We start from the raw sequence: 26,327 nt of genomic DNA, 5'->3' as shown, positions 1-26,327 counted from the left end.
GTCACCACCCGCATCGACACGAAGATCCGCACCGCCTGCGACGGCATCGCCGCCGATCAGTGGATCGACATCGCTATCCGCAGGCCGTCTGGGACGAGCAGGAACAGCGGTGGATCTCCGACGCGCAGATCGCCGAAACCGGGTACACGGCGTTCGCTGGCACCCGCCACGCCGTCACCGCCCGGCTGATCGTGCGCCGGATCCGCCGCGACGACCCCAGCCAAGCCCCTGGCCAGGAAGAACTCTTACCGGCCTACCGCTATCACGCGGGGTTCACCGACAGCCCGTTCACCCTGGTGCAGGCCGAAGCCCAGCACCGGCAGCACGCGGTCATCGAGCAGATCTGATCGCCGGCCCCTCGCGCACCTGCCGTCAGGGCGGTTCTCCGCCAACGACGCCTGGCTGACCTGCGCAGCGATCGCCCACAACCTCACCCGAGCGGCAGGACACCTGGCCGCTGGCGCTAATGCGACCGCCCGGACAGCCTCGATCCGGACCCGAATCATCAACGTCGCCGCCCGCCTCGCGCACCGGGCCCGGACCGTCCACCTGCACTTACCCGAACGCTGGCCCTGGCAGACCGCGTTCGAGAACCTGTTCACCGAGGTCCAGGCCACACCCGCCTGAAAACCCTGAACCTGCCGAAATCAGGCGGCCCACCTGCAGGCCACGAACCCCGCTCCGTCCCTTCGAAACCGCCACCCGGAGCAAGCCGTTCACGCAGTCGGCGATTTCGCATGCCCAGAAACATCCGACAACGCCCACCATTCACCAACGTTCGGCCTCAACCGCGTCGGTGGATCGAGGCTCAGGGCGCGTCGACGAGGCCGGACTGTATGGCGGCTACCGCTACCTGGAATCTGCTGGATGCTCCGAGTTCCGTCATGACAGCCGCCAGGTGGCGGCGGAAGGTCCTGGTGGACATACCGAGGCGACGAGCGGCGATCTCGTCCGTGGCGCCGGTCACCAAGGCTTGGAGGATGGACCGTTTCGTCTCATCTATGATCTTGTCCTCACCCGCATCCGAATTGAACGGGATTCCGGCTTCCCAGAAGCGCTCAAATAGGTCGCAGATGAAGGTCATCAGCTGTTGCTTCCGGATAACCACGCCCGCTGGGGTCCCGTTATCAGATGGTCGACTGGGCACGATGCAGAGTCGCCGGTCAATGATGATCATGCGATCTGGCAAGGTGTTGACGGTGCGAACCTCGGCGCCGCTTCGGGCGATCCGCTGGACGAAAGCCTGCGTGGACATGTTCTTGCGAGCGGTGTGCTGGTAGAGAACCCGGCGCCGAACTCCGCGTTTGAGGGCGGTCAGCTCCAGATCGAGGACTTGGTTCAGGGTGGCGGAAGGGCGGGCCCCGCCCGGCTGGATCGTCAGTACTTCGTCAGTTGCCCGCCCGAGCTCCTTGTCCACGAAGATCTGTACCTCTGAGGGTGGCAGCACCATTTCCCAGGAGTCGTCTGCCGAGTAATAGGGCAGGCAAGCAGCGTATTCGGCGCGAATCTCGTCGATGCGGTGCAGGCGTCGCCGAGTTTCTCGGGCGGCCTCGCCGAGCATCCGTTCGGCCGCTACCTCCGGGTAGACCACCGTCGCCAGGCCGCTTCCTGTGTCGGACTGGACCAGCCCCAGTCTGATCAGCCGATCTATCAATTGGTGAGCTATCGCCGGTGTGGTTCCCACATGCACGGCTAGGTCGTGGGGGTCGGCTCGACGCGTGTTGGCGACGTAGGCATACGCGAGTGTGTCGTCCTCGCTCAGCGACAACTCCGCGCTGAGGTAATCGTCTGTTGGCTCCATCAGGCTCTTTTCCGCTGACATAAAGACGACGGCAAGTATAGGCCAGCATGATCGTCTAGACCATGCCGCTGATGATGTTGAAGCATGGTGATGCAACGGGGAACGTACGTTTCCGGTGGTCAAAGTGGTGTACTCGCTTGATTGGAGCCGGCATGTTGGTAGTCAGGATCTCGATGGGGTTGGAGACCGGAACCCGGGTGGGTGCCGCAGTCGCACAGATGTCTCGTGACATCGGGTGGGACTAGTGGTCGAAACATTTGCGCAACGTTCCGTGCGAACTCGGAGCGCCGTGAAGTACTCGGACGAAGTTGCGGCCTTCCGCCGCTTGCTGGTGGCGAACCGGGCGGACCTCATTGAGCTCTGCATGTCGGTCGAGACGCTCCGGACCGCGGAAGTGGAGTGGGCATGGGCTCTTACGGATCCGGAGTATCGGCGTGTCGCCTGGCTGAGTGAGCGCCGCCCGCTCGGCACGATCTATGTGCGGATGCCGGCCACGCTTCCGGTGTACTCCTTCTTTCTTTTCGTGGTCGGCTCTCTGCTACCGGGTAACCGCGTCGTGGTGCGGCCCGCTGCCGCCAGTCGTCATGTGGTCGCGGCAGTGGGAGAGCTCGCTGTGGAGTCCGGCCTTCCTGTGGACGTACAGACGGGAGACTGGTCCTCGTTCGAGGCCTCTGCCAAACAGGAGGCCGATGGTGTGGTCTTCTGCGGCGGACCTGAACGCGCTGACCAGCTCGACTCGGTACTACCGGAGCGGGTTCGTCTGCTCTATCAAGGGCCGGGATCCTGTGCATTCGTTGTCACCGCGGAGGCAGACCTGGAACAGGCCGCGGCGGCGGTCGTGCGAACCAGGCTCTTCAACAGCTCACAGGATTGTCTGGCGACGGAGCGTGTCTATGTGGCCGAAGCGGTACGCGACGGCTTCTTCGCAGCGCTCGATGCTGTGCTCGACCGAGTGCGCTACGGCGAGAACCGCGACCCGCGGGTCGACGTCGGGCCTCTGCTGTTAGACAAGCATGCCGACGACTGGTACGGGCGGGTCGCCGGCGGTGAAGGGCGCGTCCACCGTGCCGGACGTCATCTCGGTGGATCGTTGTACGAGGCGTGCGTGGTGGAGGCTGCCCCGGATAGTGAACTCATGCTGGCAGAGAAGTACTGCCCGATCATCCCGGTGGCTACTTATGAGTCCGACCGGCGACTGCGCGACATGCTCTCGTTGGGGGACTATGCGCTCGGGCTGACTGTTTACGGCCGCCTTCCGTCCTTCGGAACCTTGGATTTCGGTCATGTGGCGATCAATAAGACGCAATACGACCTAGAGAATCCCATGTCGCCCTTTGGTGGGCGCCGACGCACCACGTTCGTACGAGCCGGCTCCGGTCGCCGCAGCGGTCCGGCGCTCGTGCCTTTTGAGATGTCCCTACCTCTTTGAATACCGGCTGAAAATCGCGGCTCGGAGGATCATGCCTACCAATAGAATCGTCGTATTGGACGACCTCGACCATATCGGCCTCGAACGCAGCGACGTAATCGTCACATCACCTCGAGCATGGCAAACGGTCAGCTCACGATTCCCTAAAGACGTGCGGCTCCTCGATGCCGACGGTCTGGCGGTGCACGGAGCCAGCCGTATCGTAGCCGTCGGGGCGGGCCGAACCATGGACCGGGCGAAAATATTGGCGGCAGATAGCGGCCTTCCGTTGATCACCATCCCTACGGTCCTTGCCACTGACGCTGCTTTCAGCTCCGTTGCCGCTTTTCGTGACCGCGGATTTGTCGAGTACCGCGAGACCGGTCTCCCCGAGGCCGTCGTCATCGACTCGAAGGTGCTGGCCCAGGCTCCGTTAGCTTGGCACCGGTGGGGTTTGGGCGATTTGATTAGCGTCGTCTCCGCGCTGAGCGACCGTCGCACGATCACAGGTGTTGATCCGTACGTCGAGGAGGCGGCGGCCGTTCTGGTCGGGGACACCCTGAAATGGGCTGGTGAAGCCACTGACGATCTCGTGGCGCTAGCCGATTTGCTGGTACGGAAAGTGGAACTCGGTCTCGCTGTGGACGCGGCCTGGCTGGAGGAGGGAACAGAGCACTACCTCGCATATCTGCTGGAAACCAAGATCAACAAATCGCTCTGGCATGGTGAGCTGATTCTTGCCCTGATGCCGGTGTGTGCGGCTGTTCAGCAGTGGCCAGCGAGCCAGGTCGCGACGGTCTCCGACGCGTTGCGCGCCTGCGGTGCGGTACGGCCTGCCAGGTGTCTACTGACCTCGGCGGCCTTTGTCGACATGGTGAACAGCATGCCCGAATACTGCCGTGAGCATGGCTACGACAACACTGTGCTGCGGGATGACCGGGTACTAGACGAAATCCGCACCGAGGCGATTCGGGCCTGGGAGACGGGATGGTGAGGCGCTACCGCGACCTGTCGGCCTCGCTCAACCCGATTTTGCAGGTCCTTCTTGACGGCCGTGCCAGCATCAGCGAACCGGTGTGGTGGGAGACCGATGGTTGGCTGAGCTACCGCGACCTCCGTGGGCGCCGGACTCGAACTCGTATTCAGTGGAGCGCACTGGCCGGACATAGCGTGCGGCATGGCCCTCGGGGCTACTGGGCCGATTGGGCTGCGCACCGCAGCGGACAACGGGCATTGGTGGAACACACCAGTATCAACCCGGTGCATCCGATGCATCTCGGCGCTCTGCGGAGCACCTTGATCGGCGGAACGCTTGCGCGTCTGCTCCGGTCATCTGGCGCTGACGTGACGGTCCACTACTTCGTGAACGATCTCGGTCGGCAGGTCGTGCTGCTCGACTGGATCCTGGCTCGGACCAACCTTTCCGTCGTGCCCAGCCATCTCCGGTTCGATGTCGTCGCTGGAGTTCTGTACTCCCTGGTCAACATGATCCTCGGCGAGCGTGGAAAGGACATCGACCGGCTTACCGAGGCGCACTCCTGGATCGCTTCAGCGGTTCCGCAACAAGTACGCGACCGGTCTGACCTGCAGCGCCGTCTTTCAATGGCGAAAGGGCCATCGGCCGGCTTCGTGTCCGACATGGTGCAGCTCGTGGTCGACGACATGGCGGCCGTGGGGGCCGGTGTGGACGTCTTCGAGCGGGAGAGCGACCTTCCTGACCCACTGGACACCCTGCTGTTCGAGATCCTTGCGGCCGAGGACGCGGTGTCGGTCAATGGCACCTGGTGCCTGCGCCGCGACGGTGGGCTCGTACCTGTCGGCCGGTCGAACGGATCGTCACTCTACTTCTTGCGCGACCTGGCGAACTGTCAGCGACGGGATGCGCGTATCACGCACATGTACCACGTGATCGGCGACGATCAGGCCCTGTTGCAACGCACGCTGCGCGACCTGCTCGCCCGTCGAGGTGTCGTCTCGGAACACGTTTCCTTCGGCGCGATCACGTCAGCCGGAAAGCGATTCTCGTCCCGCCAGAACCGACTGATCACAGTTGCCGAAATCCTTGGTGAGGAAGGCGATCGGCTCCAGGAAATTTCATTCGAGATGGCGTTGCGCCGACCGGACCGGGCAATTGACGTGGCGAAACTCGCCGGCTGGCCGTACCAACGGGTCAGGCGTGCGCATCAGGTGGCGCGAGACGGTGTGGGCGTGCGCCGTACCGCGGCAGCCATGAGCGACCCCCGTGCCCGGGTGCTGGCGATCTCACTCGCTCGCGGAATTGGTGCGACGCACACCGCCTTGCATAAACGCAGCCCCCATCCACTCGCCCGTTACCTGCTCGAACTCTCGGAGGCCTACTCGCGGGCCGCAGCCGCTGACGTCGTCATGCCGTGGGCGCGTGATTGGTACCTCGATACATACGACCGGTTCTCGGTCCTGATTGGAATCTCCGGTAACGGCTCTGAAAGTTCCGCATCGCGCATCACGCGAGCGGCGTAATTGAGGAGGAATTGTGTCTTTGGAATCGTTCAACATCGGCTACCGTAGTGCCGAAACCTACGAGACCATGCTGCCACCGCATTTCTATGGTGGGGTTGAAGACGTCGACATCGTCGCCGGGATCATGCGGGATGTCTACGGTCCGCACGTGCCCGGCGCCGCCGGCCTTCGTATCCTTGACCTCGGTTGTGGCCCAGGCCGCGTCACCGAGGTGCTTGCACCCTACGCCAGTGACTTGCACGGCACCGACAAGAGCGAAGGAATGGTGAGGCAGTTCGCCGCGACCTTCCCCGGAGCGAAGGCGACCGTAGGCGACACCGAGAGCGTCGTCGCCGCCCTTCTGGGCAGCGGGCACGCCGGAACCTACGACGTGGTCGGTTCGTTCTGGTCGATGAGCTATCCGCTGCTGGAATGTTTCGAGGAGACCGGCGCGGATGGGGTCTTCGTTGTCGGCGAGCGTGACGCAGGCGTACAGAGGGCCGAGCGGATCGTGGACGGGCTGACTCGTTTGCTCGGCGAGAACGGCAATCTCGTCATGATGTTCTTCGACGCATCGTCCGCTGAGCAGCAACTGGTCACCAGCCTCTGGGAGCGGGTGGCACCGTTCCCGGGAACCGGCCGGGACTACACCTGGCGACTTCTGGAGGAAGGCCTCCAGGGCGCAGAGCGGAAAGGCCGTGGAAGCCTCACTACGAGCCGTCTCTCCGGTGTCGCCGTGGCAGCCGATGCTGCCGCCGCGCGGGACTGGTTCCTGATCGGGCACCTCAACTCGTTCCCTGACTTGATCAACGACCCGGAGGTGGTCGCCGAGATCGACGAGTTCGCCGCCCGGCACACCGGCGCCGATGGCAGGGTGTTCATTCCCAGCGGCGTGCATGTGGTTCACTTCCGCGCCGGAAAGGGACCCGCGGATCACCTACCGTCCGCTGCCGAATGAACTCTGAGCTGGTGGACGTCGTTGCTGCCCTCACGGATGGCGCTTTCGGGGCGTACCTGGACTTCGCCTGCCTCACCGGTAGCGCTGTGGACAGAGCCGACCCGGACGCCGATGTCGATGTGATCGCCGTGTTGAAGGTTGCCACGCCACCGGATGAGGCGGTGCGGATGCGTCTCGACTTCAGCGCTGAATACGGTCGGCTGCACTACAGGCTGGGCCGGCGGCCCGATCTCGAGTGGCCAGGCGAGGTGGCCTTCGCATCCGATGTGGTGTCTGCTCGTACCGGAGCCGCGTTCCAGAGAGGCCGGCCCAGCGGCATCGAACCGGCGCCGCTCGACACGCCGTGGCGGTACTGGATAAGTATGGTCGCCTCGGGATTCCCGGTGTCCGGGTTTGAGAGACATGCCGACGAGGCTGGTCTATGTTCTCAGGCGATCGTGCGGCAGCAGCTCAGCTCGAAGCTGCCGCTCGGAGGATCGATCAGCTTGTCAGAGTTCCTGGCCGCTGAGAGCTGGTGGAAGCAGTGGCGTCTACCGACTGGATCGTCACTGCGAGGCAGATACGTGGTGGCGAACGTGACGCACGCGCTAGCTGCATTGAGTGCCACCCGGGAAGTCTCCATCCGAGATGGTGTCATCGCGGTGGATTCGCGAGGAGTCCGGCGTTGGGAAGAATCGCTGCGCCCCCCTGTCGAGCCGCCTTTTCTCGACGGATTCCAGCCTCAGTATTGCATCGCTGCCGTGCGGGCTCACGACGAGATTATCGAAAGTGAAGGAACCGATGAAGATTCACATCGCCCTTCGTGATCCGACGATCAGAAGGCTGTCGACGGCACAGGCTCTTTCGGTGATCGGCGATGGATGTAACAGCGTGGCGTTGGCATTCGCCGTTGTCATGCTGACGGATTCCACCACCCTGCTGTCCATGGCGTTGGCGGCTCGCGTGGTCGGCCTGACGATTTCCCTGCTGGCCGGCGGCGTAATGGCAGACCGATTCGATCGGCGGCGGATCCTCATCTGTTCCGATCTTGTTAGATTCGCCGCGCAGGGCGCGCTGGCATTGCTGCTTCTCGGCGATTCGACCGGCGTGCCGGCCATCGTCGGCCTGCAGTTGGTGCACGGACTCGCCTCTGGCTTTTTCCTCCCCACCTACGGTGGGTTCGTGGCACGTCTCGTGTCAGCGGATCAGTTGCAGCAGACCAATGCTGCGATCACCACCGTCGCGGGTATCGCCAGCGTGGTCGGTCCCGCACTCGCCGGCTCGCTCACCGCCGCAGTGGGACCGGCCTGGGCCCTTGGTCTCGATGCGCTGACCTTCCTGGGAAGTGCCGCGATCATCGCCTCGTGTGGACACTTCCTGCCGAGAGCCGACTCTCTTGCGGTGATGGACCGGCCGGCCCGGTCCGCATTGCAGGATATGTACTCGGGCTGGCGCGAAGTACTTCGGCGTCGCTGGCTGTCCGCCGGAATCAGCTACTTCGTCATCAGTCAGCTCTGCATCACGGGACCGCTGTACGTGCTCGGTCCGTTGATGGCGGATCAGCATCTGGGGGGAGCTTCGATCTGGGGCCTGCTACTCACCGCCTTCGCTATAGGAGGCGTCCTGGGCGGCATGCTCGCTGCTCGATATGAGCCGCGTCGTCCGATGGTGGCGATGCTGATCTGTGCCGTGTTCATCTGTCCGCTGCTGATTGCCTTCAGTGTTCGGTCGCATGTCGTCGTCCTGATCGCCGTGGAGATCCTCGCCGGCGCGGCGATCATGTTCACCGACATCCTGTGGCAGAGCACTATGCAGACACACGTTCCAGACGCCGTCCTGTCGCGAGTGCTGTCCTGGGACCTCCTGGGCTACACCGTGTCCCGGCCACTCAGCATCGGCCTGGTGGGACCGGCGGCACAGGCAGTCGGGGCCGGCGCCACCTTCATGGGCGCAGCAGTGGCACTGGGCGTGGTCGCTGCGCTGACGATGTCCCTGCGTGAGGTGCGCACGCTTGGCCGGCGAGCCACTGATCAACCGCTGGAGAGTTCGGTATGAGCAGACAGGACAGTGGTGTCCATGGCTGGGACAGCGGAGTGGTGGTCTCTCTTCCCGGCGCCTTCACCGCCGGTCTCGCGGCCGACCTGGCGAGATCAACCGGTCGTGAGCACCTCATCGTCCCCGATATCGAGGCGGCGCTGCGGATCAACGCCAGCACCACCACATTCGTCGCTACCGCCGCAACAGTGAACGACCACTGGTTGGCTGCGGCATCCGGCCGGGATCGGTTCGGGCTGCTGACCGCTCGCGACACCGACCGGTTGACAGCCCTGGTTTCCCGGACACTCCGCGCACACGAACAGCGCAGGACGGCTTCGGTCCATGTCGAGGCGATGGCCGATTCGGTCAGCCGTGCGGAACTGCGATCATCTCTGGCGCCGGCGGCGACCCTCGTCCTTCGGGCACACGGCCGCGAGTGCCTGATACATCTGTCCGACGGGGTGATATGCGGTCGGTCCGAAGCACCGCCCGTCGTACAACCGGACGGCCGGCGGATGCTCGGTCTGACCTCATGCGTCCAAGGCGAAGGCTGCTACCGCCTCCACTACGACCCGGAGCAGATGATGCCAGCGGCCGCAATGGGCGCAGGCATCGTGATGCTGGACAGCTGCATGGTCCAGAAGGTTGGGTCCAGCCAGTTCACCAGCGACACGACACTCGCCCTGAGCATCCTGGAAGGTGAGACCTACGCCGTTGTCGCGAGTCCATGGATTCGCGGCGGCTACCGCGCGGCGGGACCGTTGTTCACCGCGCTTCTCCGAGACGGAATGTCGCTCGGTGGTGCGGTCGCAGCAGTCAACGATGAGATCGGCGCCAATGTCCGGGCGATCGGGCGTCTGGTCCTGCTCGGCGATGCCGCCCTACGGCCGTTTCCCGTGGCGCGCCTCGGCACAGCTGATCCGCGGACTTCCGTTTCGATCGCAGACAATGCGGCTTGGCTGGCGCCGTTGGGAGCGGGTCAGCTTCTCGAGGTGGATGGCCAAGCCGATGTGGTACGGCTGCTGGACGGCCGGACGCTGGCACTTTCACAGGGTGGTCCCGTGCAGGTCAAGGTCGCGGGACCAGGCGAATCGCCACTTGAGAGGTTCCGGTGCTTGACGGACCGGACCCAGGCTGTGGCCCGGCTCTGGGCGTACGGTCTCGCTGAACCGTCATGTGATCCAACCGAGGCGCGGGCTGCGCTGTCTGCGGCATATCAGGAGCTTGCTGAAACACTTGTCTCCAAGGCGGCCTCCGCGTGCATCGAACGCGCCGAGAAGTCACTTTGCGACGCTGACCGCGCAGTGGCGGCGCGGCTCACCGCATTGACGGCGAGCAGCCGTTTCCATTTCGTGGACAGCTACTCGGATGACTGTGAGCGCATCGAGGAGCAACCTGCGCGTTGCCCTGAGTGCTACGGGCAGGCCGTGCTGATCAAGTGGCGGCACGTCCTGGACTCCGGCATCCAGCGTTTGATGCTCTCCTGCCCGGTCTGCGGTGAGGTGACCGACGAAGACTCGGAGGCAACTGTCACCTGTCGTCTGGTCGGTCCCCAGCACACCGCGCGAACCGCAGATCTGGTGCAGCAGGCGGTACTGACCAATCGGTCCCATCGGACCGTTGTGGCTCATCTCGGATACGCATTGCTGTACGAGGAGCTCTACGGCACGGAGTGGGCGCAGACGCGTCAGGTGACGCTCGCTCCGGGCGAAATCTGGACCGCCGAGGTCGGTGGGCACGTGCCGGCTGATTTCGATGTCGCCGATCGGCATGGGTTGCGTCTTTTCGTTGCAGCAGATGGCCGGATCAGTACATACAGCAGATACCTCTGGGTGACTGTTTCCCCGTCGATTCTCAATTCCCGCTACGCGACACGATAGGAGTCCGCTGATGATCGCCCTCAGAACGGCGCCCACCATGTATGGGCTGTTCGCTCATGTTGCCGACAGACACACCGACCGGGCCGCTGTGGTGACGCCAACCGGCGTGTCGACCTACGCTGAATTGGATGCCGCCGTCACGCGGCAGGCCGGAGGGCTGGCCGAGCGAGGCGTCGGGCCTGGTGACGTCGTTGCCATTTTCATGGGACGCGGCATGGAATTGATCACCGCGGTTCTGGCGGCCAGTGCCTGCGGCGCAGCCTGGTTGACCATCGATCCCGCGAATCCGAGGCGACGCGTCCAATCGATTGTGGAGCAGGCCGCACCGAGTCTGGTGTTGGTCGACGACACGACCGCCGGAGTGCTCGCGGGCTTCGAGACCACCACGAGCCTGGAACTGTCGACATCACCGATCAGTGGCCTGGTTCGAGAGGCGCCTGCTGACGACGTCGCCTACCTGGTGTTCACCTCGGGATCCACCGGTGTGCCGAAGGGGGTTCGTGTGCCGCAGGCGGGACTTGAGAACCTCTCGGCCGGTATCCAACAACACCTCGACATCGGTCCGGATGACCGCCTCCTTCAGTTCTCCAGCACCGGATTCGATGCCTTTGTCTTTGAAATCCTGATGGCTCTCACTACGGGAGCGTCGCTCTGGCTTGGCCCGCCCGAGTCGCTGATTGTCGGCGAACCGCTGGAGAACACCATTCGGGAACACGGGATCACCGCGGTCGTGTTGTCACCGACCGCACACGGGGCCATCAACCCCAGCAGGGTGCCGGCGTTGAGAATCCTCGTTTCCGGGGCCGAGCAGTTGACTCCGGCCGCCGTCGCCCGATGGTCTGCCCCCGGCCGCAAGATCATCAACGCGTACGGCCCCAGCGAGGCCACCGTCGCGGTCTCCATGGGCGTTGTGTCCGAAGGTGGACGGATCGATGTGGGACTCCCGCTTCCCGGGTTCACGGTCGCTATCGCCGACGGGGACGGTTGTCTGCACAATGAACCAGGGCGTGTCGGAGAACTGGTTGCCATCGGTGACGGAGTAGCACTGGGCTACCTGCCGGGAGCCGGGGAACGGATTGACGCCTTCCGCCTCATCGCTTCCACGGACCGTGCCGAGCCGGTCCGTGCCTACCACACCGGCGACCTTGCCGACTTGGCCTCGGACGGTCGAATCATGATCAGAGGTCGCATCGGTGACCAAGTCAAGGTGCGTGGGCATCGAGTGGAACTCGGCGAGGTCGACGCCGCCGCCGAACTCAGCAGTGATGTCGTGATGTGCCGGACGCGGGCGATGCCGGGCCCCGAGGGCGGCCTCGTGCTGCACAGTTTCATCGTGGCGGTCGACGGTACAGCCGATGCCGGCCTGGTGATCCGGTTGCGCAAACACCTCGCCGACTATCTCCTGGCCGCCATGATCCCCTCGGTGATCACCGTGGTGCCGGCTATTCCTCTGACCGTCAACGGCAAGACCGATTGGCAGGCGCTGGGGAGTCGGCAGGGTGTCGTCGGCGAGCCGGGCACCGTCAGGCAGGGAACCCTGGAAAGGGTGCTCAGCGTGCTTGCTGTGGTGCTTTCCGAGCACGAATTGGGTGAGGGCCGATTGGGGTCTACCGATGACTTCTTCATGAGTGGCGGACACTCCCTGCTGGTACCCATGGTAGCGGACCGCTTGCAGGAACAATTTGGGCGCAAGGTGCCACTGCGGGTGATCGTACGGTATCGAAGTGCCGCAGGCATCGCTGAATGGCTCGACAACAGTGAACCGGGCCTCCTAGACACACCGGCATCCCGATGAGCGTGATGTCCCGTCGGTTGACTCCGGAAGAGTTCAGTCTCTGGATCCACGAGCAGAGTTCCGACGTTCCTTCTCTTTACAGCGAGCCGACGACCTTCCTCATTCGGGGAGAACTGGACGCTCACCGTCTATGCGAATCCGTCGCGAACGTGCTGGCATCCCATCCCATCCTCGGCGCGTCGGTCCGGCTGTCCGGCGTGTGGCCGGTGTTGGAGGCTGGAGCCGAGGCCCAGTTACCAGGGCCTGTTCCTCTCGTCGAGTACCCGCTTCCACCCGGTGCCGACGCTCAAGAGCGCTTGAGCGACTATGTGCGGCGATGGTGGGCGGACGGGCTCGACCTCGAGGCTGGAGTCGTCTGCCGGGCCCGGGTACTCCGGCTCGGCCCGGAGATCCACGCTTTGGCCCTTCTGCTGCACCATCTGGTTACCGACGGCTGGTCGATGCGGGTGCTCGCCGCAGAGGTCGTTGCTTCCTACACGGGCCTCGACACGCTGTCGTCGTCGAGCTCTCTCGCTCCGCGGCCCTCGGCCGAGGCGGCCATGCCGGAGATCGGGGCCGACCCGGGATCGTTCGCCGATCCCTTTCCCGGGCACACCTCCTTCGGCAGCGGCGGATCGTTCGCTGTGCCGTGCCGCCGATGGAGCTTGCCCGCCGTAGCCGCCAGCCTCGGCGTGACACCATTTACGCTCCATGTGGCGGCATTCCAGCGCGCAATCCGGGAGATCAGCGGAGCGTCCCGCTATCTCATGGTCTTTCCGGAGTCGGGGCGTCGATCGTCGGATGCCCGATCGGTCGGCTATTTCGTCCGGACTCGCCTGCTCGTGGCGGACCTGTCACCGTCCGGCGATGGCGACCCAGCAGTCGGCCAGTTGTGTGACGCAATTCTCGACAGTATCGAAGGCGTCTCGCTCACTCCCGACGTTCAGGCGCACTTGGCTGCACTGGGACTGCCGGCGCCGGCCGTGTCCTTCGCTGTGGACCTGCAGGTCGACCTGCCGATTCCCGGCTGCCAGGCCGAATGGTTGCCGTTGCCGCTGCCACGTGCCAAATTTCCCCTCGCCCTCCTGCTCTCCCAGCCCTCTGACGATCGGACCGGCCAGACGTGGCTGGTTGTGGAGCACGATCCAGCCCGCGTGCCGGAGACCACGGCCAGAGCGGTGGCAGAACGCTATCTCCAACTCGTGGCGGAGCTCTCCGACGGCGGGCGTGGCACGCCATGATGTACCTCGACAGCATGCTCGACACATTGATCAGCGACTTCCGGGCCGGCGCCCGGCTGCGGTAGTCATCCAACCGGCCACAAGGAACAACCCGGCCAACGACAGCCACCCTGCCGCGCCCAACTGATGGATCAGCGCTGCCATGACGATCGGCCCGATAATCATCTGTGCCGTCAGGGTGGCGCTGAACAGGCCCAGGTACTGGCTCTTCGAACCCGCCGGTGACAATTCATACGAGAGTTCCCATCCAGCGATGGAATGTAGGTTCTCCCCAATGGACAGGGTGGCTACGGCAAAAAATGCTACGGCGATCGCCGCCGCAGTGGACACGCGCTCGGCGGCTAGGAACAGAACGCAGGAGAATGCCAGCAGTGCCGCGGCCCATCGAATCAGCCGCAGCGATGCGCTGAGACCTTGACTGAACCGGGCGAGATAGATTTGCAGAAGAACGGTGAGGGCAGTGTTGACGGCAAGCAGCACTGAAGCGGTGCTAGCCGGAAGTCCCGCGCTCTTTACCACCCAGATGGGCAGCAGTACGAAGAGGATGGAGTCGTGTAGTGATAGCATGATGTTGGCCGCGCAGACGATGAGAAACCGTCTGTCTCGGTAGAGCGAGAATTTCTGCGCATCAGGCTCCGGCCCGCTTTCCCTGGCCGATTCCTCTGACGCCGGTTCAGATTGTGAATGTAGACGGCTCTCCGTCAGCCGCAGCGCCCTCGCCAGGAAGAGAAGTGAAAGGCTGTTGGCCGCGAAGAGCGCGATGAATGCAATGGGAGTTTGAAATGCGATGATCGATCCGCCCGCGAGCAGCCCCACGGCCATCCCCGCGTTGCGCATGGTGCGAATCGACGCCATGGTCCGTGGTCGTTCTTCATCGGTCTCCATCTCGCCGACGATGACCTGCAGTTGTGGTGCGCAGGCTCGGTCGAGAATCGTGATAATGCATGTGATGGTCACATATGCTGCGACGTCTGTTGCAAACGGATATGCGGCATAGCCGACAGATCGGATCAAGAGCAGTATGCGATACACCGTCATGACGCCGATGCGGTCGACCATGATCCCTACCAGGACGGGACTCAGGAGACCGAGAAAGTTGGCTACTGAAATGGTAGCTCCGATAATCGTCGAGTCGATTCCGACGATGCTCACAAAATAGATTACGCCGCCAGCCAGGAAGAGGCCGGATCCTGCCGAGTCCACCGCAGCGGCCAACGCCAGCGTTCGGATCTGACGACTTTTCGGAAGAACACTATTTAGTATCAAGCTCATGGATGTCTCCGATGCCTTTAGGTGGTCTCAGGCGGCTGCATGGCATCGCTACTGCAACAGGCGTGTGAATTCATCAATTCGCGTTCATGACAGTCTGGAGGGTGGGGTGGGCAGCCGGTCACTACGCCCGTTGATCGTACTACGTAGATCGATCAGCTTGATCCAGGGCTCACTTCCGGGAGGCCGGGGGCGCAGTTTCACCCCGATGACGTCGGGCAATGTAATCGTGTGTGCCGGCGTGATAGCGGAAAGTAGCGTAGTCGTCGCTACTCCGATGTGAGTGCCGGCCGGCCTCATCCTCGCGGAATGATGAGGTGATACGCACTTCACCATTGGTTCACGTCAGCGTGTTGTTCCTGGTTCACCGAAGGTGACCGAGCGCTTGAGTGGTCAAGTCTGATCGATGTTGACCATCATCCGGTGCTGGTATAAATTCGGCATATAGGGCTGGGGCGCCTCGGTCACTTCTTGGCGCTAGGGTGCAGCAGGGTTGTGTGGGTGGCGAACCTGCCGGTGAATAGGGAAGAGTGATTAGTGCCAGCGCATGTCCTCGTCGTCGGTCCCGGTGCCGAGTTTCCCGGAATCATTCGGAAAATCGGCGGTCCCGATACGCGCACATCGGTGATATGTCGTAACAGCCGAGTCAAGCTGATCCAGGAACCCGATCGGCAAACGCGGATTGTCGCGCTACCCGCCGATGCCACTGCTCAGACTTGGGTGCAGTGGGCGCGCTCGATTCATGACACCGACCCGGTCACTGCGGTGGGTGCTTTCGGTGAGCAGGATCAGGATCGAGCTACGGACATCGCTCTCGCTCTCGGGCTGCCCACGCATCATCCTGACACCGTAGCGGCGATCCACAATAAAGCATTGATGCGGGCGCGCCTGAAAGATGCCGGCATCGACGACACGCCTGCCGCAGTCGTCAGCGACCATGAAGAGGCGCGCCGGTTCGCCGAACAACATGGATATCCTCTCATCGCTAAGCCGGTACAGGGAACGGCAAGCTCCTTCGTTGCCCGGATCGAGTCTGACAGTGAGCTTGCCGCGGGTTTCAACTACGCGGGAACAGCCTCCGATCGGTCGTCGGGAACCGTGCTGCTCGAAAAGTTCATGACCGGTCCCCAGGTCAGCGTCGAGGCCCTGAGTGAGAACGGCGAGCACCTGGTCGTCGGCGTGACGGCGAAGTTCTCCGATCCGGAGCACCTGATCGAGGTCGGGCATGCCTGCCCGGCCGACCTCGACATGGCGATGCACGATGAAATCGTCGCCTATGTGACCGACGTTCTGAATGCTCTGGGAGTACAGTTCGGAGCGACACATACCGAACTCGTGCTGACGGCTGAGGGACCTCGGATCATTGAGAGTCACCTCCGTCTTGGCGGCGACAGGATCGCAGACCTCGTCCGAGAAGCACTCGGCGTCGATCTGGTCGACTGCGTGGCGAAGCAGACGCTCGGGGTGGCAGTTCTCGAGGATGTGGCCAAGTCGCTTGCGACGGGCCCGCTGTGTGGCAGTGCCATCTGGTTCGTCGCTCCAGATCTCCGCGGCACGTTGCATGCGATCGAAGGCGTTGCGACCGCGACAGGCATGGCAGGAGTGACCGAGGTTGAGACGCTGATCATGCCGGGAGACGTCACCAGGCCGCTACGATCCTCCTTCGACCGCGGCGCATCGGTGCGGGCACAGGCCGGGACTAGTGCTGAAGCCGTTCGGCTTGCGCGAGTAGCAGCCGAGTCCATCGACTTTCTTGTCCGGAGCGATCAATCGGGTGCACTGACGCTCTGAGCCGGTCAGGTCTGCAAAGGCGGTTGCATAGCTGTTGCGTGGTGGCCCTTCTACTCCGATCAGGTGCCACCGCGCGACAGCCGCCAGGAAAGCTCAGCGCACTCGAATCACAGCTCGTCAGGAGCCTCGATGCCGAGCAATGCCAGACCAATTTTCAACGTATCTCCCGTCAGCCGGCAGAGAATCACTCGATTCGCACGTACTTCATCCGTCGGGGCACGGAGAACCGGGCATGCTTCGTAGAAGTCGGTGAAGGCCTGCGCGAGTGAGTAGAGATAGCCACACAATCTGTGTGGTTCCAGAGTGTCGGTCACTGAAACGATGGCCGGCGCTAGCTCGTCGAGCAGCATCGCCAGGCGACGTTCCGCGGGCTCCAGCGCACCGGTGGTGTCGATCGAAGCGGCCAGGTCTGCTGCGGATGCCTTCCGGAGGATGGAATGAATCCGGGCATGGGCGTACTGCAGATATACGCCGGTGTTGCCGTTCAACGAGACCATGCGGTCAATGTCGAAGACATAGTCGCGGGCCCGGCCGGTCGAAAGGTCCGCATACTTCACGGCGCCGATGCCGACCTCTCGTGCCCGCTGATCCAGTAGCTCGCCGACAAGGGACTGATTCTTTTCCTGCACCGTTATCCGGGCGCGGTCGAGGGCCTCGTCCAGTAGAGAGATTAGCCTAACCGTGTCGCCCGCCCGAGTCTTGAACGGCCGGCCGTCGGGGCCGAGGACCGAACCGAACGAGACGTGTACGGCCTCGACGCTGTCAGGTAGATAGCCGGCCCGTCGCGCGGTCTCGAAGACCATGCGAAAATGCAGCGCCTGGCGTGAGTCGACCACATACAGCAGGCGTGATGCCCCTAGTGTGCCGACCCGGTGACGGATCGCCGCAAGATCTGTGGCAGCGTACCCGAAGCCGCCGTCACTCTTCTGGATGATGAGGGGTGTCGGGTTGCCGTCCGGCCCGTTGACGCCATCGAAGAACACGCAGAGCGCACCGTCGCTGCGCTGCGCTACACCACGTGTCTCCAGGTCTTTGGCGATGTCCTGCAGCATTGGGTTGTAGAAGCTTTCGCCTACGGCGTCGGCGTCATCGAGCAGGACTCCGAGCCGATCGTAGACCTCGTTGAAGTAGACCTTCGACTCCGCAACGATGCGCTGCCAGCTAGCCAGGGTGGTTGCGTCCCCAGCCTGGAGTTCGACCACACGGGCGCGAGCGCGTTCGGCGAACTCGCTGTCGCTGTCGAACTTCGACCGAGCCGTTCGGTATAGGGCATTCAGCCGGGAGATCGCCTCCGATCCCGACTCGGCTCGGTCCGGTGCGGCCTGGTCGTCGGTGTGTTCGAGTAGGTACTGGATCAGCATCCCGAATTGAGTACCCCAATCTCCAAGATGGTTCTGCCGGACAACCTTGGATCCGTCGAATTCCAGGATGCGCACCAGGGCATCCCCGATGATGGTGCTGCGGAGATGCCCGACGTGCATCTCTTTTGCGATATTGGGCTGCGAATAGTCGACGACCGTGACTCGACCCGGGTTGCCCGGCCGCAAACCAGCTCGGGCGTCGCCGGATCGAAGGGCGACCTGGTTCAGGATCGCGGCATCGGTCAGTGTGACATTGAGGAAGCCAGGTCCCGACACTTCGCACGACGCGATGAGTTCGTCATTTGCGACGGACGTAGCGATCCTCGCCGCGAGCTCACGCGGATTCGTGCCGAGCCGTTTGGCGAGGGCCAGGGCGCCATTGGCTTGGAAATCGGCATGGTCGGAGGGGCGCACGATCGGATCGGCGTCGGCGGCCCCAGTGGGTAGGACGGCGGCCATCGCCCGCCGGAGACGCTGGTCAAGGGAAGCCGCGAGTGGGGTTACCGTGCTCATGTTGTGCGTGCCACTTCCTGTTCTGAGCTGTCGTCGAATCGGGTGAGTCGCGACCTGGCCTGCCGGATCGATCTGGCGCAGTCGTGTGGCAATACTGCCAGTCCGGGCTGCTGAGTCGTTTCTGGACGGTTACCTCAGCGCCGGAGTCTGGGGTCTGCGCAGGTCGGTGCCGCCGGCGGTCACCTCGATGCTCTTGAGACCGTCGCCGCCAGCATCCACCTGTTTTTGCATCGCCTGCAATCTACCGCATACATAGGCGAGCGCCTGGTTGCTGCCAGGGGTCTGAAGGCCTCGTGGTGTCGTCCGGTCTGGATTGGATCCGAGGGATGTACAGCTTGACCAGCGGAATCTGGTTATCGGCATGGCATAGGTGCTCGCCATCGTCCCTCGGAGGTGCGGATGAGTGCTCGAGTGGTCATTGACAGTGATCTGAAGCGATGAGTATGGTCGCTGCAAGATCATGCAGCCGGGCTTGCCCGGTGAATCTCGTCAACATTCGTGTCTACTGTGTTTCCGGCATTTGAGCTGGCTGAATCCCGTCGATCGAGTGAAGAGTCCGGTAGCTTCGATTGGTTTTGCCTACTCCATTGTGAGACCCAGCCGTGCGAAAGACGGATGCGTTCATTCAATTCCGCGGCGCCGGTGGTGCAGATCTTCGTGGCCAAATCGCAGAATTCCCAAAATTTTGTCGGCATCCCCATGGAAGGAGGTGAACAGAATGGCTGAAGATCAGACAGTCGATGGTCTCGATGAGACGCGTGAGACCAACACGTCGACCCTCGACGAGTCCTGGGCTGAGAACGAGGACATCGTCAGCGTGCCGAAGCGCTGCTTCTACGACCCGTTGACCCGGCTCTAGTCCGTCGGATTCAACGGTGTCAGCAATTTGGCAGCCGTAAAGAACCTGTTGTTGCGTTGCCGCCGATCGGCGGCAACGCAACAACAGGCCGCCAACCTGTTCATGATTGCAATCCGACGCGAATCAGGAGACCGACCGTGACGGTAGACGCCGCCCGAGTAGGGCCAGCATCGCTGACCTGGAGTGACGACGCTGGCGTGCGTGCCAGTGGTCACGCCGCATACTTCAAGGAGAACGGCTTCACAGTCGTTCGCGGCCTCCTCTCGGCATCCGAGGTTGCGGAGTGCGGGGCCGAGGTCGACCGAGTGATGGCGACCTGGAACGAGTTGCCCAACGTCCGGGTCATCGGGAAGCGAAACCCTCTTGCGCCGTCCTACGACTTGGAGGATCAAAAGGCGCCGGACGGGTCGCCGGTCGTCCGCAAGCTGACCGGCTTCGCGGCGCTTTCCCCGGTGCTCGAATCGAATCTCATCCAGCATCCGGCCCTACTCGATGTCCTCCATCAAGTCCTTGGCCCTCGCATTGAGCTCTACCGGGACGCTCTCATGTTGAAGTCGGCCCTGGTCGGACAGGAAAAGCCCTGGCACCAGGATGCTGTCTACTGGCCCTTCCGGCCGATGTCGCTGGTGAGCGCGATGATCGCGATCGACCCATCCACGTTGGCTAACGGGTGTCTTCAGGTCGTACCCGGCTCGCACCTTGAGGTGGCCGACCACGAGAAGATCAACTGGGAGCTCCAAGTGGATCCGGCGTCTTGTGAGCCGGACTCGGTGTACCTGCCGCTCGAACCAGGTGACTGCCTCGTCTTCCACAGCCTGATCTTGCATGCGTCGGAGAACAACCGATCCACAGACCAGAGGAGAGTCTCCATTACCAGCTACAGCCCTGGTGGACTCGAAATCCTCGATCCGGACATTGATGCACCGACCCTGATCAGCGAGCGGCCGTGACGTCGCCGCCCATCGCGAGGTTCTCTTCCCGAGTCTGAGCCACCTACTTACAACAAGAGGATCTCCCATGACCGAAGCGCAGGACAAAGGGCTGCTCTCGTACGACGCCAAGCCGGTGACGATCGTTCCGGTCAGCTACGAGAGCGGTGTGCTCGAGCCCATTGACATGGGCTGGTGCGAGTACCGATTCGGCGGCGCCACCGGATCACGGCTTGCGAGGATCATTGCTCACTGCGATGGTGAGCGGACCGTACGAGACATTGCAACGGCAGTCAGCGCCCCAGCGGAGGCCGTACTGCGCAGTCTCACCGCGCTGTACGAACGCGGTGTCGTAGCCGACGCAGGATTTGCACCGGTTCCCGCACAGTTGTACCAGGAGCACGCTGTCGCCTATGGGCGAACCCTACGGACCCGAATGAGCGAGAAGGCCGACCTGCTCGGCGGGGAGCTCAATCGGCGGATGCTGCTTGGCTCGCTGGTGGAGACCTACCACTTTGTGTCGTCCGCCCCTTACCACATCGGTGCTGCTGTCGCGCACGCTGCCGACGCAAGCGTCCGCGATGCGCTAGCGGAGTTGTTCAGCTCTGAGGCCCGCCATGGACGTGATCTCGAAGTCGGACTTCTGGCGGCTGGCATGACACCGGACGAGATCGCCCGATCCCTTCCCCTTCCGGGAACCCAGAACGTCATGAACTTCCTCTACGCATTGGCGTCGACGGACCTGCTCTCCTACGCGGTGTGTGCTTCCGTGAACGAAAGCCCGAAGACCGATACCGCGATCAAGGAGGGCTGGGACGAGCTAATCGCATTGGACCTGCTGCCTCGGGCGGCGCTCGAACCGTTCCGTGGCCATGAGCTGGAAGACGAGGAGTCCGACCATGCCAGCATCGCTCACGACATCTTCGGGGATCGAGCGACATTGTCCCCGACGGAGCAGCGGCGAATTCGGGCAAAGGTGGAGTCCTTCACCGCGGTGCAGCACGGTTGTTACCAGGAAATGAAGGAGTTCTACGGTACCCACGACGGACCGGCTGCGTGGAACCTCTGACGGATGAATCACTGACTCGCCCTGCCGAGGACCCGCTGTATCGGATGAATCCGGCTACCGTTCTCGTCGGAACCGGTTCCGGCTTCATCCTCCTCAGGCAGATCGACGGTGGCCGCAGCGCAGTTACCCGCGTCTCCCGAGGCGAGTTGTACGACCTCGTCACGCACTTCAACCAGCCGCGGACCGCGGCCTCGTGGCTCGCGCGGAGGCCTGGACGCGAGCAATCGGCGGTGCAGATTCTAGAGTCCGCGCTTGCTCGTGGGGTGCTGCTGCCGGCCGACGAGATGGCGGTCGTACCTGAATCGACGCCGGAAGAACTGGACGCCGTCCTTGAGTCTCTCATCGTTGATATGGCCCGTCTCCGCACCCGGTTGCGTACCGCGAACAAGGCTGATCTCGCGGAGATTCATAATGAGAGTGACATCCCACCCGGGCAGGTGTTCCAGCTCTTCCACCTGCTGATCGGAGACCTCGCCACCGGGGTGTCGAAACAACTGACGGAACGTATCCGGGCCGCCGCCGGCGAACTGAGAGACTCATCGACCGAGCCTTTACGACTGCACCTCGGATGCGGAAGTCACCGAATGACTGGATGGGTGAACATCGACCTGTTCGGGACCGGCGCCGACCTGCATCTCGACGTGCGGGACGGACTGCCTTTCCAGGACTGTTCGGCCGGTGCTGCGTATATCGCCCACCTCCTGGAACATCTCGAGTTCCCCGAGGAAGCCATGAGTGTGCTTCAGGAATGCCGCCGAGTGTTGCAGCCCGGCGGAACCATTCGGCTCGCTGTTCCGGATGTTCGGTCCTTCGCCACCGCTTATGTGCATCGTTCGGACGCCTTCTTCAGCCGCTTCCAAGAACTGTGGGAAAGGCCGGCCGCACCTTCGCAGCTCGCCTCATTCCTGCACTATGCAGGTGCTGGTGAATTCCCATGGGTAGGAGACCGGCATCGTTTCGGCTACGACGAGGAGACCCTGGCTGCTCTCCTCCGATCTGCCGGATTTGTGGACGTGCGCCGTTGCCTTCCTGGTGACAGCTCGATCGGTGATCCAGAACTTGACTACTCGTGGGCGAATAGCGCGAGCAGCGGCGGGCTGCCGTATTCGCTCATCATGGAAGCGGGGGTGCCAGGCTCGTGATCCCAACGGATCCGTACATCGTGGGTTTCTCAGACTCAGTGCACGACCGGTCCGTCTGCCTGTTCCACGGCACCCGGCCGGTCGTTGCGATCGAGGAAGAGCGGCTGACCCGCCAGCGTTATGGCATCGACTTCGGAGGCCTTGACCGTCGTGATGAGGGGGTGTTCAGGAAACTGAAGCTGGACGCCGGTTCCGGTGACGACCATGGGAGGAGGCTCAAGCCCCTCATCGACTACTGTTTGAATGCCGCCGGCATCAGAGAGTCGGATGTGACTCTTTGGATCGGAAACTCGCTGCACACCGCGTTCCCGCTATATGACCGGGCGGTGTACATCAACCATCACCTCGCGCACGCCGCGTCGACCTATTTCGGCTCCGGGGCCGCTCGTGCCGCGGTGCTCGTCATCGACGGGTACGGCGACAGTGTGTCGAGTGAATCCTACGAGACCGTATCGATCTATCGTGCCGAAGGCGCCGAGATGGAGCTCGTCCATCGGGTGGCAGGTGTCCCGGACGGCCTGCACCTCAGTAACTCCCTGGGCATCTTCTACCGCATTGCCACTCTTCTCTCCGGCTTCGGTGTGGTGGATGAGGGCAAGGCGATGGGCCTTGCCGGTCACGGTCAGCCCCGGTACTCCGCGGATATCATGAAGCACGTCCGTTTCGAGACGGACCGCGTGCTGATCGACAATGAGGCGATCTGGGCGGGCTGTCAGCACCTCCGCTTCGACGCGACCGGTGACCAGGCTGATGTAGCCGCTAGCTTCCAATCGGTTCTTGAGGAGATCGTCCTCTACTATGCGCGCCTCGCCAAGACTTTGACCGGTGAAGATCATCTATGTCTGGCCGGTGGAGTCGCGCTCAACTGCGTATCGAATCAGAGGGTGCTCGAATCTGCTGGACTCGCTACCGTCTGGGCGTTCCCGGCAGCAGCCGATAATGGGATCTCGTTCGGGGCCGCCTACTTCGGGGCTCACGTCCTCTATCGAGGCGGTCCGGCAGCCGGCCTCAAGACACCATTCTTGGGTCGCGGTTACACCCGGGACGAAATCCTTGCCGCGTTGGAGACCATCGCGGATGGGGTGGTGGTGGAAGAGGTCGGCCCGATGGAGTGCTCTCGCCGCGCCGCGGTGGCCATCGCTGACGGTCGCCTCGTCATGTGGTTCCAGGAGGGTTCGGAGATCGGCCCTCGTGCCTTGGGTCACCGGAGTCTGTTCGGTGACCCGCGCCTTCCGCACGCGCGCGATTACATCAATGCATCGGTGAAATCTAGGGAGTCGTTTCGACCGCTCGCTCCCATGGTGCTCGAGGAGGAGGCGCCCGAGTGGTTCTCCTGTGAACGCTCCCCGTACATGATGTTCACGCCGTCCGTGCGGTCTCAAACCCGACGGGTTACTCCGGCGGTGGTCCACGCCGACGGAACAGCGCGTGTGCAGACGCTCACTGCCGATGACAACGCGGTGGTCCACGCGATGCTGTGTGAGTTCAAGCGTCTCACCGGTGTTCCGATGGTGATCAACACGTCCTTCAATATTCATGGCGAGCCGATCGTGGAGACGCCGCTTGACGCGGTCCGCGCATTCGCTGACTCTCCGGTCCCGGTCCTCTGCATCGACGGCTTCCACGTCGTGAAACGCGAGCATGAGCAATGATCCCGCGACGCCGAGTGGGGGCCTCGGGCCTGCAAGTCAGTGCGCTCACCCTAGGAGCGATGACGTTCGATCGGAGCGGCCCCTTCGGGGCGATCGGTAGCGATCCGTCAGAACTGTCACGCATCGTGTCCGCAGCCGTGGAAGCCGGCATTGACACCTTTGACACCGCAAACGTGTACGGCGAAAGTGAGGAGTTGCTCGGACGCATACTCGGGCCCTTCCGTGAGGATGTAGTTATCTGTACGAAGGTTCGCTTCCCCTTCGCCGTGGGAAAATCGGAGAGCCTGCCGCCTTCGAATACGTACGGTCTCTCCCGTCGAGCCGTCATCCGATCGGTGGAGGAATCCTTGCGCCGGCTGGGGACCGAATATCTGGATGTCCTCTGGTTGCATATGCAGGATCGGTCGGTGCCCATCGAAGAGACTCTGGTAACCCTGGATAAGATCGTGCAGCAGGGCAAGATCCGGTACTTCGGGATATCCAACTTCATGGGCTACCGTCTGACGGAAGCGGTATTGCGCGCACAAATGCGGGATTTGGAAGGTCCCGTCGGGGTCCAGCTGTCCTGGTCTCTCGTGGAGAGAGGCGCCGAGCAAGAAGTTGTTCCGGCTGCCAGACACCTCGATCTCGGGATTTTCGCTTACAGCCCGCTGGCTCGCGGATTCTTGAGCGGCAAGTATCAAAGAGGAGCTGTGCCGGCCCACGGGAGCAGGCTCGCCGAGTGGCGTGACGAGTACGAACGCTACGACGTGGATCGCAACTGGGCGGTCCTTGCCGAACTGGTGCAGGTCGCTTCGGAACACAACGTCCCGGTCGGTGCCGTGGCGATCGCATGGCTGCTGGCCAAGAACCGGGTAGCGAGTGTGATCGTCGGGGCGAGGACCGAAGCCCAGCTGAGGGAGAACATCGTTGCGGCGCGGCTGGTGTTGACCAGGTCAGAGATCGATCGCCTCGACAAGGTATCGAAGCCGGATTGGGGATACCCCTGCGACTTCATCCAGCGCTTCGAGCCTTGGTGACGGGTAGACGTGCCCACATATCAGAGTCGCCGCCATTCTTTGGCCGCGGTCGAGACGGCCCCCGGCGCAATCGGCCTCTGGCTCGCCGAGATGGGATTCGCCCCGCCGGAATGTATTCGTGATGCGGTCATCGAATATCTGCACGGTAATGATCTCAGCTATGCGGCAGATCTCGGATTCGCCACCGATAGCATTCGACGATGGGTATCGCAGCGGTACGGTTGGCAGGCCGGCGAGGATCAGTTCCGCTGGTACTCGGGAGTGCTGCACGCCACCGCATGTGCGGTGATGGCGCTGACCCAGCCAGGTGAATCGGTCGTGGTGCTGTCGCCAGGTTACCCGCCCATGTTTCGCCTGGTCGAAGAACTCGGACGGCGCTTGATCCGATGGTCATTATGGGAAGAGCAGGGCAGATACCACCTCGACGCTGATGCCCTCGCGACGATCATCGATCAGCATCGACCCGGTCTGGTAATTCTCAATACGCCGCACAACCCGACCGGACGAGTGTTCACCCGTACCGAACTGCAAACGGTTGCCGAGGTGGTCGAGTCGACAGAGACCGCGGTGGTTTCCGACGAAATCTTTGCGGACGTGGTGTACGCGCCGGCATTTCATGTGCCCTTCGCTCTGGCCGCCGGCGAGAACGTCGCCGCGCGCACGGTCACAGTCCTGTCAGCTAGCAAGGCCTTCAACATGGCAGGGATGAAGTCGGCGGTGTGCATCGCCGGGTCGGCGGACTTGATGCAGAGGCTGACTGCGGTGCCGTCCTCATTGACCGGTACCACCGCTGTCGTCGGCGCGGTTGCCAGTGCAGCTGCGTGGGATGGCGGTGGTCAGTGGCTGGCAGAGACGAATGCACGCCTCGTGGTCAATCGGGATCTCGTCTTCCGGGCACTCGGTGACCGGATACCACTTCTGACGGGAACGCCCCCCGAAGGAACGTATCTCGCCTGGTTGCGGTCACAGGGAGCGTTGTCGGCCACGAGCGACGTGCACGCGGCGATACTCGGGGGCGCCGGTGTGGACCTGGCCGCCGGCGAGGCGTTCGGCGATGAATCCGGTCGCCGTGTTCGACTTTGTTTCGCCCATTCGCCGGAGCTGATAACTTCAGCGCTGGACTCGATAGGCGACGCCTTTAGTGGACTCACCACGAGGCGTCCATAA

General features: G+C 62.9%; 22 protein-coding genes. 19 read left to right on the top strand and 3 right to left on the bottom strand.

What is annotated here, in order from left to right:
- The first annotated feature begins 59 nt into the window (after positions 1-59).
- Together Q0Z83_RS55920 and Q0Z83_RS55915 are read left to right on the top strand one after the other, a co-directional pair.
- Positions 60-347 (top strand): hypothetical protein, encoded by a 288-nt coding sequence (locus Q0Z83_RS55920; RefSeq protein WP_378079232.1) that lies wholly within the window; start codon positions 60-62, stop codon positions 345-347.
- Positions 229-627: a transposase gene (locus tag Q0Z83_RS55915; RefSeq protein WP_378079236.1), complete on the top strand. Its 399-nt coding sequence runs from the start codon at positions 229-231 to the stop codon at positions 625-627. The genes Q0Z83_RS55920 and Q0Z83_RS55915 overlap by 119 nt, the downstream gene beginning before the upstream one ends.
- Before the next feature lie 181 nt (positions 628-808).
- On the opposite strand, the gene Q0Z83_RS26685 is transcribed toward Q0Z83_RS55915, so the two are convergent.
- A complete protein-coding gene (locus Q0Z83_RS26685; RefSeq protein ID WP_317796747.1) occupies positions 809-1,822 on the bottom strand; it encodes a LuxR C-terminal-related transcriptional regulator in 1,014 nt (337 codons plus the stop codon).
- Positions 1,823-2,090: 268 nt separating this feature from the next.
- Between Q0Z83_RS26685 and Q0Z83_RS26680 the strand changes: the two genes are divergently transcribed.
- Genes Q0Z83_RS26680 through Q0Z83_RS26640 form a run of 9 tightly spaced genes read left to right on the top strand, consistent with a single transcriptional unit; the run spans position 2,091 to position 13,556 of the window.
- Positions 2,091-3,230 carry an aldehyde dehydrogenase family protein gene (locus Q0Z83_RS26680; protein WP_317796746.1) on the top strand — a complete coding sequence of 380 codons (1,140 nt, stop codon included), beginning with the start codon at positions 2,091-2,093 and terminating at the stop codon, positions 3,228-3,230.
- Between the two features lie 55 nt (positions 3,231-3,285).
- A complete protein-coding gene (locus Q0Z83_RS26675; RefSeq protein WP_317796745.1) occupies positions 3,286-4,203 on the top strand; it encodes an iron-containing alcohol dehydrogenase in 918 nt (305 codons plus the stop codon).
- On the top strand, positions 4,197-5,708 hold the full coding sequence (argS, locus tag Q0Z83_RS26670; protein WP_317796744.1) for an arginine--tRNA ligase domain-containing protein: 1,512 nt from the start codon (positions 4,197-4,199) through the stop codon (positions 5,706-5,708). Before Q0Z83_RS26675 ends, argS (Q0Z83_RS26670) begins: the two co-directional genes overlap by 7 nt.
- Positions 5,709-5,721: 13 nt before the next feature.
- Positions 5,722-6,645 (top strand): methyltransferase domain-containing protein, encoded by a 924-nt coding sequence (locus tag Q0Z83_RS26665; protein WP_317796743.1) that lies wholly within the window; start codon positions 5,722-5,724, stop codon positions 6,643-6,645.
- The gene (locus Q0Z83_RS26660) at positions 6,642-7,451 is read left to right on the top strand and encodes a hypothetical protein (RefSeq protein ID WP_317796742.1); all 810 of its coding nucleotides are present in this window, start codon (positions 6,642-6,644) and stop codon (positions 7,449-7,451) included. The genes Q0Z83_RS26665 and Q0Z83_RS26660 overlap by 4 nt, the downstream gene beginning before the upstream one ends.
- On the top strand, positions 7,426-8,679 hold the full coding sequence (locus Q0Z83_RS26655; RefSeq protein WP_317796741.1) for an MFS transporter: 1,254 nt from the start codon (positions 7,426-7,428) through the stop codon (positions 8,677-8,679). Before Q0Z83_RS26660 ends, Q0Z83_RS26655 begins: the two co-directional genes overlap by 26 nt.
- Positions 8,676-10,541, top strand: coding sequence for a hypothetical protein (locus tag Q0Z83_RS26650; protein ID WP_317796740.1), 1,866 nt, complete (start codon positions 8,676-8,678; stop codon positions 10,539-10,541). The genes Q0Z83_RS26655 and Q0Z83_RS26650 overlap by 4 nt, the downstream gene beginning before the upstream one ends.
- 10 nt (positions 10,542-10,551) lie before the next feature.
- Complete coding sequence (locus tag Q0Z83_RS26645; RefSeq protein ID WP_317796739.1) at positions 10,552-12,336, top strand: non-ribosomal peptide synthetase; 1,785 nt, start codon at positions 10,552-10,554, stop codon at positions 12,334-12,336.
- Positions 12,333-13,556 (top strand): condensation domain-containing protein, encoded by a 1,224-nt coding sequence (locus Q0Z83_RS26640; RefSeq protein ID WP_317796738.1) that lies wholly within the window; start codon positions 12,333-12,335, stop codon positions 13,554-13,556. Before Q0Z83_RS26645 ends, Q0Z83_RS26640 begins: the two co-directional genes overlap by 4 nt.
- Before the next feature lie 30 nt (positions 13,557-13,586).
- Here the strand turns inward: Q0Z83_RS26640 and Q0Z83_RS26635 are convergent, their stop codons facing one another.
- Positions 13,587-14,828, bottom strand: a complete 1,242-nt coding sequence (locus Q0Z83_RS26635; RefSeq protein ID WP_317796737.1) for an MFS transporter — start codon at positions 14,826-14,828, stop codon at positions 13,587-13,589.
- A gap of 534 nt (positions 14,829-15,362) precedes the next feature.
- Here Q0Z83_RS26635 and Q0Z83_RS26630 point away from each other — a divergent pair.
- Positions 15,363-16,616, top strand: a complete 1,254-nt coding sequence (locus Q0Z83_RS26630; protein ID WP_317796736.1) for an ATP-grasp domain-containing protein — start codon at positions 15,363-15,365, stop codon at positions 16,614-16,616.
- A gap of 107 nt (positions 16,617-16,723) precedes the next feature.
- Here the strand turns inward: Q0Z83_RS26630 and argS (Q0Z83_RS26625) are convergent, their stop codons facing one another.
- Entirely contained in the window at positions 16,724-18,490 is a 1,767-nt protein-coding gene (gene argS, locus Q0Z83_RS26625) for an arginine--tRNA ligase (protein WP_317796735.1), read from the bottom strand.
- A gap of 718 nt (positions 18,491-19,208) precedes the next feature.
- Between argS (Q0Z83_RS26625) and Q0Z83_RS26620 the strand changes: the two genes are divergently transcribed.
- The 7 genes from Q0Z83_RS26620 to Q0Z83_RS26590 all read left to right on the top strand — a co-directional run bounded on the left by Q0Z83_RS26620 (position 19,209) and on the right by Q0Z83_RS26590 (position 26,327).
- The gene (locus Q0Z83_RS26620; RefSeq protein ID WP_317796734.1) at positions 19,209-19,349 is read left to right on the top strand and encodes a hypothetical protein; all 141 of its coding nucleotides are present in this window, start codon (positions 19,209-19,211) and stop codon (positions 19,347-19,349) included.
- Between the two features lie 137 nt (positions 19,350-19,486).
- Complete coding sequence (locus tag Q0Z83_RS26615; RefSeq protein ID WP_317796733.1) at positions 19,487-20,299, top strand: phytanoyl-CoA dioxygenase family protein; 813 nt, start codon at positions 19,487-19,489, stop codon at positions 20,297-20,299.
- Positions 20,300-20,366: 67 nt separating this feature from the next.
- Positions 20,367-21,347, top strand: coding sequence for a heme oxygenase-like domain-containing protein (locus tag Q0Z83_RS26610; RefSeq protein WP_317796732.1), 981 nt, complete (start codon positions 20,367-20,369; stop codon positions 21,345-21,347).
- Positions 21,335-22,489: a class I SAM-dependent methyltransferase gene (locus Q0Z83_RS26605; RefSeq protein ID WP_317796731.1), complete on the top strand. Its 1,155-nt coding sequence runs from the start codon at positions 21,335-21,337 to the stop codon at positions 22,487-22,489. The genes Q0Z83_RS26610 and Q0Z83_RS26605 overlap by 13 nt, the downstream gene beginning before the upstream one ends.
- 20 nt (positions 22,490-22,509) lie before the next feature.
- Positions 22,510-24,141, top strand: a complete 1,632-nt coding sequence (locus Q0Z83_RS26600) for a carbamoyltransferase family protein (protein WP_317796730.1) — start codon at positions 22,510-22,512, stop codon at positions 24,139-24,141.
- A complete protein-coding gene (locus Q0Z83_RS26595) occupies positions 24,138-25,160 on the top strand; it encodes an aldo/keto reductase (RefSeq protein ID WP_317796729.1) in 1,023 nt (340 codons plus the stop codon). The genes Q0Z83_RS26600 and Q0Z83_RS26595 overlap by 4 nt, the downstream gene beginning before the upstream one ends.
- Before the next feature lie 39 nt (positions 25,161-25,199).
- Positions 25,200-26,327, top strand: coding sequence for an aminotransferase class I/II-fold pyridoxal phosphate-dependent enzyme (locus Q0Z83_RS26590; RefSeq protein ID WP_317796728.1), 1,128 nt, complete (start codon positions 25,200-25,202; stop codon positions 26,325-26,327).

This window comes from Actinoplanes sichuanensis (assembly GCF_033097365.1).
Taxonomy (GTDB): Bacteria; Actinomycetota; Actinomycetes; order Mycobacteriales; family Micromonosporaceae; genus Actinoplanes; species Actinoplanes sichuanensis.
Note: the sequence above shows the minus strand (reverse complement) of the source record. Positions and strands in the feature narration are given on the sequence as shown.

Excerpts from the sequence above, each read along its gene's own strand:
- Q0Z83_RS26685 (WP_317796747.1), bottom strand. The coding sequence starts at position 1,822 with ATGTCAGCGGAAAAGAGCCTGATGGAGCCAACAGACGATTACCTCAGC.
- argS (WP_317796744.1), top strand. The coding sequence starts at position 4,197 with ATGGTGAGGCGCTACCGCGACCTGTCGGCCTCGCTCAACCCGATTTTG.
- Q0Z83_RS26660 (WP_317796742.1), top strand. The coding sequence starts at position 6,642 with ATGAACTCTGAGCTGGTGGACGTCGTTGCTGCCCTCACGGATGGCGCT.
- Q0Z83_RS26655 (WP_317796741.1), top strand. The coding sequence starts at position 7,426 with ATGAAGATTCACATCGCCCTTCGTGATCCGACGATCAGAAGGCTGTCG.
- Q0Z83_RS26650 (WP_317796740.1), top strand. The coding sequence starts at position 8,676 with ATGAGCAGACAGGACAGTGGTGTCCATGGCTGGGACAGCGGAGTGGTG.
- Q0Z83_RS26645 (WP_317796739.1), top strand. The coding sequence starts at position 10,552 with ATGATCGCCCTCAGAACGGCGCCCACCATGTATGGGCTGTTCGCTCAT.
- Q0Z83_RS26640 (WP_317796738.1), top strand. The coding sequence starts at position 12,333 with ATGAGCGTGATGTCCCGTCGGTTGACTCCGGAAGAGTTCAGTCTCTGG.
- Q0Z83_RS26635 (WP_317796737.1), bottom strand. The coding sequence starts at position 14,828 with ATGAGCTTGATACTAAATAGTGTTCTTCCGAAAAGTCGTCAGATCCGA.
- argS (WP_317796735.1), bottom strand. The coding sequence starts at position 18,490 with ATGAGCACGGTAACCCCACTCGCGGCTTCCCTTGACCAGCGTCTCCGG.
- Q0Z83_RS26620 (WP_317796734.1), top strand. The coding sequence starts at position 19,209 with ATGGCTGAAGATCAGACAGTCGATGGTCTCGATGAGACGCGTGAGACC.
- Q0Z83_RS26610 (WP_317796732.1), top strand. The coding sequence starts at position 20,367 with ATGACCGAAGCGCAGGACAAAGGGCTGCTCTCGTACGACGCCAAGCCG.
- Q0Z83_RS26595 (WP_317796729.1), top strand. The coding sequence starts at position 24,138 with ATGATCCCGCGACGCCGAGTGGGGGCCTCGGGCCTGCAAGTCAGTGCG.